Source organism: Mycobacterium sp. NAZ190054 (assembly GCF_001545925.1).
Taxonomy (GTDB): domain Bacteria; phylum Actinomycetota; class Actinomycetes; order Mycobacteriales; family Mycobacteriaceae; genus Mycobacterium.
Window position 1 is genome coordinate 1 of record NZ_LMVQ01000182.1, and the last position, 7,521, is coordinate 7,521.

6 protein-coding genes and 2 pseudogenes are annotated in these 7,521 nt (G+C 68.6%); all 8 read left to right on the forward strand.

What is annotated here, in order from left to right; translation table 11 throughout:
- Window positions 1–116, forward strand: a pseudogene (locus tag ASJ79_RS32250) (pantoate--beta-alanine ligase); the annotation flags it as partial.
- 6 nt (window positions 117–122) lie between these two features.
- Window positions 123–368, forward strand: a pseudogene (gene whiA, locus ASJ79_RS14315) (DNA-binding protein WhiA); the annotation flags it as partial.
- A 27-nt stretch (window positions 369–395) separates the two neighbouring features.
- On the forward strand, window positions 396–1,088 hold the full coding sequence (locus ASJ79_RS14320; RefSeq protein WP_369803677.1) for an ABC transporter substrate-binding protein: 693 nt from the start codon (window positions 396–398) through the stop codon (window positions 1,086–1,088).
- Window positions 1,089–1,195: 107 nt separating this feature from the next.
- A complete protein-coding gene (gene gap / locus ASJ79_RS14325; protein WP_067956223.1) occupies window positions 1,196–2,215 on the forward strand; it encodes a type I glyceraldehyde-3-phosphate dehydrogenase in 1,020 nt (339 codons plus the stop codon).
- A 6-nt stretch (window positions 2,216–2,221) separates the two neighbouring features.
- Window positions 2,222–3,445 carry a phosphoglycerate kinase gene (gene pgk, locus ASJ79_RS14330; protein WP_067956224.1) on the forward strand — a complete coding sequence of 408 codons (1,224 nt, stop codon included), beginning with the start codon at window positions 2,222–2,224 and terminating at the stop codon, window positions 3,443–3,445.
- Between the two features lie 18 nt (window positions 3,446–3,463).
- Window positions 3,464–4,249 (forward strand): triose-phosphate isomerase, encoded by a 786-nt coding sequence (tpiA, locus tag ASJ79_RS14335; RefSeq protein ID WP_067956225.1) that lies wholly within the window; start codon window positions 3,464–3,466, stop codon window positions 4,247–4,249.
- A 30-nt stretch (window positions 4,250–4,279) separates the two neighbouring features.
- Complete coding sequence (gene secG / locus ASJ79_RS14340) at window positions 4,280–4,513, forward strand: preprotein translocase subunit SecG (protein WP_067956227.1); 234 nt, start codon at window positions 4,280–4,282, stop codon at window positions 4,511–4,513.
- A 71-nt stretch (window positions 4,514–4,584) separates the two neighbouring features.
- A complete protein-coding gene (gene ppc / locus ASJ79_RS14345; RefSeq protein ID WP_067956229.1) occupies window positions 4,585–7,398 on the forward strand; it encodes a phosphoenolpyruvate carboxylase in 2,814 nt (937 codons plus the stop codon).
- Window positions 7,399–7,521 lie beyond the last annotated feature (123 nt).

The window sequence follows — 7,521 nt, forward strand, 5'->3', positions numbered from 1 at the left end:
TGGGCCGCACCCGCCTGCTCGACAACATCGCCGTGGACATCGGGGCGAGCGCAGGCATCGACGGTCATCCGCGCAGCGCGTCCGGCGTCAGCCACGAACTGCCCTGGAGGAACTGATGTTACGAACGTGCCCTGGAGATCCTCGGCGACACGGTGCCCGACCACCTGGCCGCCGCGGGCAACCTGCGCGTCGCCCACCGTCAGGCCTCGCTGGAGGAACTGGGGCGGTTGGCCGACCCTCCGATGACCAAAGACGCTGTGGCAGGCCGTATCCGGCGTCTCCTGTCGATGGCCGACCGCAAGGCCAAGCTGGACGGCATCCCCGACACCGAGTCGGCCGTCACCCCGGATCTGCTCGAGGACGCCTGACCGGTGGGCGCCGGATTGCGAGTAGGCGTGGCCTATCCGGAACCGCCCTTCAACGCGATGCCCGGCGGGTCCGGTCTGGACATCGAGGTGATGACCGCGCTGGCCGCCGCCATCGCCGAGGACGTCGAGTTCGTCGCCTACGACGGGGCGGTCTTCGACGGAATCTTCGACCACCTCGCCACCGGTGACGACGACTGCGTCATCGCCGGCACCACCGTCACGCCCGAGCGGGCGGGCAAGGTGGCGTTCCTGCCGCCCTACCTGATCTCCGGACAGGGGCTGGCCGTCGACACCACGCGGCTTCCGCACGTGCGCTCCGTCGACGACCTCACCGGGTTGACCGTCGGTGTGCAACGCGGCAACACCAGCGAGGCGATCGCGCAGCGGCTGGTCGAGGACGGCAGGGCCGAACGCGTCCGCGTCTACGACTACGGGTCGGTCACCACCGCGATCGCCGACCTCGTCGCAGGCGGGTGCGATGCGGTGATCAAACTCGCCCCGGCACTGGCCGAACTGGTCAGAGAGGTCCCCGGGGTGGAGCTCGTGCAGCGCGGTCTGTCGGTGGAGAACATCGCGATCGCGGTGAACCCGGCCGATCAGCAGCTGCTCGCCCGGCTGCAGGTGGCCCAGGCCGAACTCGAAGACGACGGCACGCTGCAGCGCGTCCGCAGGCGATGGCTGGGCAACCCGTACGTCGACCAGAGTCTGGGGATGCTCTGACACCGTCCAGGGGCGACCGCGCGCGCGATGTCGTCCAACCACTAGGCTGACTGCTCGAGTAGTCGACGGCGCAGTTCACCGAACACATCAGGACAGAGGAGACACACGTGACGATTCGCGTAGGCGTGAACGGCTTCGGCCGCATCGGCCGCAACTTCTTCCGGGCGCTGGCCGCCCAGAAGCTCGAGGGCAAGAACACCGATGTCGAGATCGTGGCGGTCAACGACCTCACCGACAACGAGACCCTTGCGCACCTGCTGAAGTTCGACTCGATCCTGGGCCGGCTCCCGTTCGACGTGTCCGTCGACGGCGAGACGATCGTCGTGGGCGGCGATTCGATGAAGGGTCTGTCGATCAAGGAAGGCCCGGCCGCGCTGCCGTGGGGCGACCTGGGCGTCGACGTGGTCGTCGAATCCACCGGCATCTTCACCGCCCGCGCCAAGGCGCAGGGCCACCTGGACGCCGGCGCCAAGAAGGTCATCATCTCCGCGCCGGCCAGCGACGAGGACATCACGATCGTGCTCGGCGTCAACGACGACAAGTACGACGGCAGCCAGAACATCATCTCCAACGCCTCGTGCACCACGAACTGCCTCGGCCCGCTGGCCAAGGTCCTCAACGACGAGTTCGGCATCGTCAAGGGCCTGATGACGACGGTCCACGCCTACACCCAGGACCAGAACCTGCAGGACGCACCGCACAAGGATCTGCGCCGTGCCCGCGCCGCCGCGATCAACATCGTCCCGACCTCGACCGGCGCGGCCAAGGCCATCGGCCTCGTGCTGCCCGAGTTGAAGGGCAAGCTCGACGGCTTCGCGCTGCGGGTGCCGATCCCCACGGGCTCGGTCACCGACCTGACCGCCGAGCTGAGCAAGGCGGCCACCGTCGACGAGATCAACGCCGCCATGAAGGCTGCTTCCGAGGGTCCGCTCAAGGGCATCATGAAGTACTACGACGCCCCGATCGTGTCCAGCGACATCGTCACCGACCCGCACAGCTCGCTGTTCGACGCCGGTCTGACCAAGGTCATCGACAACCAGGCCAAGGTGGTCTCCTGGTACGACAACGAGTGGGGCTACTCCAACCGCCTCGTCGATCTGGTCGGTCTGGTCGGCAAGTCGCTGTAAGCGATCATGGGCATCAAGTCACTCTCCGATCTTCTGTCCGAAGGGGTTTCGGGTCGGGGCGTCCTCGTACGCTCCGATCTGAACGTCCCGCTGGACGGCGAGACGATCACCGACCCGGGCCGCATCATCGCCTCGGTGCCGACGCTCAAGGCGTTGAGTGACGCCGGCGCCAAGGTGGTCGTGACCGCGCACCTCGGCAGGCCCAAGGGGGAGCCGGACCCGAAGTTCTCCCTCGCGCCGGTCGCCAAGGCGCTGGGGGAGAGGCTCGGCCGCCATGTGCAGCTGGCGGGCGACGTGGTCGGCAGCGACGCGCTGGCCCGCGCCGAGGGGCTGACCGACGGCGACATCCTGCTGCTGGAGAACATCCGCTTCGATCCGCGTGAGACCAGCAAGGACGAGGCGGAACGCCTGAAGTTCGCCAAGGCGCTCGTCGAACTCGTCGGTGGCCCAGACGGTTCGGGCGGCGCCTTCGTCAGCGACGGCTTCGGGGTGGTGCACCGCAAGCAGGCGTCGGTCTACGACGTCGCGACGCTGCTGCCGCACTACGCAGGCACCCTGGTCGACACCGAGGTCAAGGTGCTCGCCCAGCTCACCGAGTCCACCGACCGGCCCTATGCGGTGGTGCTCGGCGGATCCAAGGTGTCGGACAAACTGGCCGTCATCGAGAACCTGGCAACCAAGGCCGACAGCCTGGTCATCGGCGGCGGCATGTGCTTCACCTTCCTTGCCGCCCAAGGCCTTTCGGTAGGCAGCTCGCTGCTTGAGGAGGGCATGGTCGAGACCTGCCGCAAGCTGCTGGACGACTACGGTGACGTGCTGCACCTGCCGGTGGACATCGTCGTCGCGGACCGGTTCGCCGCCGACTCGCCCGCCGAGACCGTCGCCGCCGACCAGATCCCCGACGGCAAGATGGGCCTGGACATCGGCCCGGAGTCGGTGCGGCGGTTCACCGCGCTGCTGTCCAACGCCAAGACGATCTTCTGGAACGGCCCGATGGGGGTGTTCGAGTTCCCGGCGTTCGCCGCGGGCACCAAGGGTGTCGCCGAGGCCATCATCGGGGCCACCGGCAAAGGGGCGTTCAGCGTCGTCGGCGGCGGCGACTCGGCCGCGGCGGTGCGCCAGCTCGGCCTGCCCGAGGACGGTTTCTCGCATATTTCGACCGGCGGCGGTGCCTCGCTGGAATACCTTGAGGGCAAAGAGCTGCCCGGCATCCAGATCCTGTCGGACTGACTGACCTAGGAGATCGACTTGTCCCGTAAGCCGCTGATCGCCGGCAACTGGAAGATGAACCTGAACCACTTCGAGGCGATCGCGTTGGTGCAGAAGATCGCATTCTCGTTGCCGGACAAGTACTTCGACAAGGTCGACGTCACGGTGATCCCGCCGTTCACCGACCTGCGCAGCGTGCAGACGCTCGTCGACGGGGACAAACTGCGGCTGACCTACGGCGCCCAGGACGTGTCCAAGCACGACTCCGGCGCCTACACCGGTGAGATCAGCGGCGCGTTCCTGGCCAAACTGGGTTGCACGTTCGCCGTCGTCGGGCACTCCGAACGGCGGACCTACCACCACGAGGACGACGCGCTGGTCGCCGAGAAGGCCAAGGCTGCGCACAAGCACGGGCTGACACCGATCGTGTGCATCGGTGAGCAGCTGGAGGTGCGCGAGGCGGGCGACCACGTCGAGTTCAACGTGAACTCGCTGCGCGGCTCGCTGGCCGGGCTGACCGCGGAGCAGATCGGCCAGACGGTCATCGCCTATGAGCCGGTGTGGGCGATCGGCACCGGCCGGGTGGCCGGCGCCGCGGATGCCCAGGAGGTCTGCAAGGCGATCCGCGACGAGCTGGGCAACCTGGCCTCCCCGGACATCGCGGCCGGGGTGCGGGTGCTCTACGGCGGCTCGGTGAACGCCAAGAACGTCGGCGAGATCGTCGGCCAGGCCGATGTGGACGGTGCGCTGGTGGGCGGTGCGTCGCTGGACGGCGAACAGTTCGCGACGCTGTCGGCGATCGCCGCCGGCGGGCCGCTGCCGTGACCGCGGGCCTCCTTCGGTAGGCTGGCCCCCATGCAATTGGCCCTGCAGATCATCCTGGTCGTGACCAGCGTGTTGGTCGTCCTCCTGGTTCTGCTGCATCGCGCCAAGGGTGGCGGCCTGTCCAGCCTGTTCGGTGGCGGTGTGCAGTCCAGCCTGTCCGGCTCCACCGTGGTGGAGAAGAACCTCGACCGGTTGACGCTGTTCGTCACCGGTATCTGGGTGGTCTCCATCGTCGGGATGGCGCTCCAGATCAAGTACGGCTAGGCCCCGCACCCCCAGCCCCGCCGGGTCTGTCTCGTTCTGCGACCGGGCCGGGCAGCGGAGATAATCGACCGATGGCTCAGCCTTCGCAAGCACGCGATGTCACGCTCGAACCGATCGGCGCTGTGCATCGCACCCAGGTGGGTCGGGAAGCCACCGAGCCGATGCGCGAAGACATCCGGATGCTCGGCGCGATCCTGGGCGACACCGTGCGCGAGCAGAACGGCGACGAGGTGTTCGAACTCGTCGAGCGGGCACGCGTCGAGGCGTTCCGGGTGCGTCGCTCCGAGATCGACCGCGCCGACATGGCGAAGTTGTTCGACGGTGTCGACGTTCACCTCGCCATCCCGGTGATCCGGGCTTTCACGCATTTCGCGTTGCTCGCCAACGTCGCCGAGGACATCCACCGGGAACGCCGCAGGGCCGTCCACGAGGCCGCCGGCGAGCTACCGCAGGACAGCAGCCTGGCCGCCACCTATCTCAAGCTCGACGACGCCGAGCTGGACGCCGCCGCCGTCGCCGAGGCGCTCGTCGGCGCACTGGTGTCCCCGGTGATCACCGCGCATCCCACCGAGACCAGACGTCGCACGGTGTTCGACACCCAGCACCGCATCACCGAGCTGATGCGGCTGCGCCTGCACGGGTTCACCGGCACCCCCGACGGCAAGGACATCGACCGCGAACTGCGCCGGCACATCCTGACGCTGTGGCAGACCGCGCTGATCCGGCTGTCCCGGCTCAAGATCCAGGACGAGATCGAAACCGGGTTGCGGTACTACGCCGCCGCGTTCCTGGAGGTCATCCCCCAGGTCAACGCCGAGGTGCGGTCGGCGCTGCAGGCCCGCTGGCCCGAGGCGAGCATCCTCGCCGAACCCATCCTGCGGCCCGGCTCGTGGATCGGCGGTGACCGCGACGGCAACCCGAACGTCACCGCCGAGGTGGTCCGCCTCGCCACCGGCAGCGCCGCCCACACCGCGTTCGCGCACTACTTCACCGAGCTCACCGCGCTCGAACAGGAACTCTCGATGTCGGTGCGGCTGGTGCACGTCAGCGACGACCTGGCCGCGCTGGCCGACGCCTGCCATGAACCGGCCCGCGCCGACGAGCCGTACCGGCGCGCCCTGCGCGTCGTGCACGCCCGGCTGACCGCGACCGCCCGGCAGATACTGGACCGACAACCCGAGCACGAGCTCGACCTCGGGCTCGACCCGTATTCGGCGCCCGGCGAACTGCTCGGCGATCTCGACGCGATCGACGCGTCGCTGCGGGCCAACGGCAGTGTGCTGCTCGCCGACGACAGGCTGGCCCGGCTGCGAGAAGCCGTGCGGGTGTTCGGTTTCCACCTGTCCGGGCTGGACATGCGGCAGAACTCGGATGTGCACGAAGAGGTCGTCGCCGAGCTGCTGGCATGGGCCGGGGTGCACCCCGACTACACCGCGCTCGACGAGCAGGAGCGGGTCGAGATCCTCGCCGCCGAGCTGGCCACCCGCCGGCCGCTGACCGGTCCGGACGCCGAACTGTCCGAGCTGGCACGCAAGGAACTCGACATCGTGGCCGCGGCCGCCAGGGCGGTGCGGGTGTTCGGGCCGCAGGCCGTGCCGAACTACATCATCTCGATGTGCCAGTCCGTCTCGGACATGCTGGAAGCGGCGATCCTGCTCAAGGAGGCGGGGCTGCTCGACGCGTCGTCGGAGCATCCCCACGCACCGGTCGGCATCGTGCCGCTGTTCGAGACCATCGACGACCTCCAGCGGGGTGCGTCCATCCTCGAAGCAGCACTTGACCTTCCGCTGTACCGCGCGGTCGTGGCGGCCCGTGGCGACAGCCAGGAGGTGATGCTCGGGTACTCCGATTCCAACAAGGACGGCGGCTATCTGGCGGCGAACTGGGCCCTGTACCGCGCGGAGCTCGACCTCGTCGAGTCGGCGCGCAAGACCGGTATCCGGTTGCGGCTGTTCCACGGCCGCGGCGGCACGGTCGGTCGCGGGGGCGGGCCCAGCTACGACGCGATCCTGGCCCAGCCGCCCGGCGCGGTGCAGGGCTCGCTGCGGATCACCGAGCAGGGCGAGGTGATCGCCGCGAAGTACGCCGAGCCCCGGATCGCGCACCGGAACCTGGAGACGCTGCTGGCCGCGACGCTGGAGGCCACCCTGCTCGACGTCGAGGGCCTCGGCGACGCGGCGGGCCCGGCCTATCAGGTGCTCGACGACCTGGCGGCCCGGGCCCAGCGTGCCTATGCCGAATTGGTGCACGAGACACCGGGTTTCGTGGAGTACTTCAAGGCCTCGACCCCGGTCAGCGAGATCGGGGCGCTCAATATCGGCAGCCGTCCGACGTCACGGAAACCGACGACCTCGATCTCGGATCTACGGGCCATCCCGTGGGTGCTGGCATGGAGCCAGTCCCGCGTGATGCTGCCGGGCTGGTACGGCACCGGCACCGCGTTCGAGGAGTACGTGGGCGACGGGCCGGGCAGCGACGCGCGGCTCGCGGTGCTGCAGGACCTTTACCGGCGGTGGCCGTTCTTCGCGACGGTGCTGTCCAACATGGCGCAGGTGCTGGCGAAGTCGGATCTCGGGCTGGCGGCCCGGTATTCCGAGCTCGTCGAGGACGAAGCGCTGCGGCGCCGGGTGTTCGACAAGATCGCCGCCGAGCACGCCCGCACCATCCGCATGCACGAACTCATCACCGGACACGACGACCTGCTCGCCGACAACCCGGCGCTGGCCCGCTCGGTGTTCAACCGCTTCCCGTACCTGGAGCCGCTCAATCACCTGCAGGTCGAGCTGCTGCGCCGCTACCGCTCCGGCGACCAGGACGAGCTCGTGCAGCGCGGGATCCTGCTCACCATGAGCGGCCTGGCCACCGCGCTGCGCAACAGTGGCTAGTGTCCTGAGTCATTAATTGCGGCCTAGTTGTTAGACTAGGTCGTGCCGACTCCTCATGCCGCTGAGATTGTGTTGTCCGCTGATGAGCGGGCCGAGTTGGAGGGCTGGGCGCGGCGACGTACG

Bases quoted from the DNA above. Each gene is read 5' to 3' on its own strand.
- pgk (WP_067956224.1), top strand. From the start codon at position 2,222: ATGGGCATCAAGTCACTCTCCGATCTTCTGTCCGAAGGGGTTTCGGGT.
- secG (WP_067956227.1), top strand. From the start codon at position 4,280: ATGCAATTGGCCCTGCAGATCATCCTGGTCGTGACCAGCGTGTTGGTC.
- ppc (WP_067956229.1), top strand. From the start codon at position 4,585: ATGGCTCAGCCTTCGCAAGCACGCGATGTCACGCTCGAACCGATCGGC.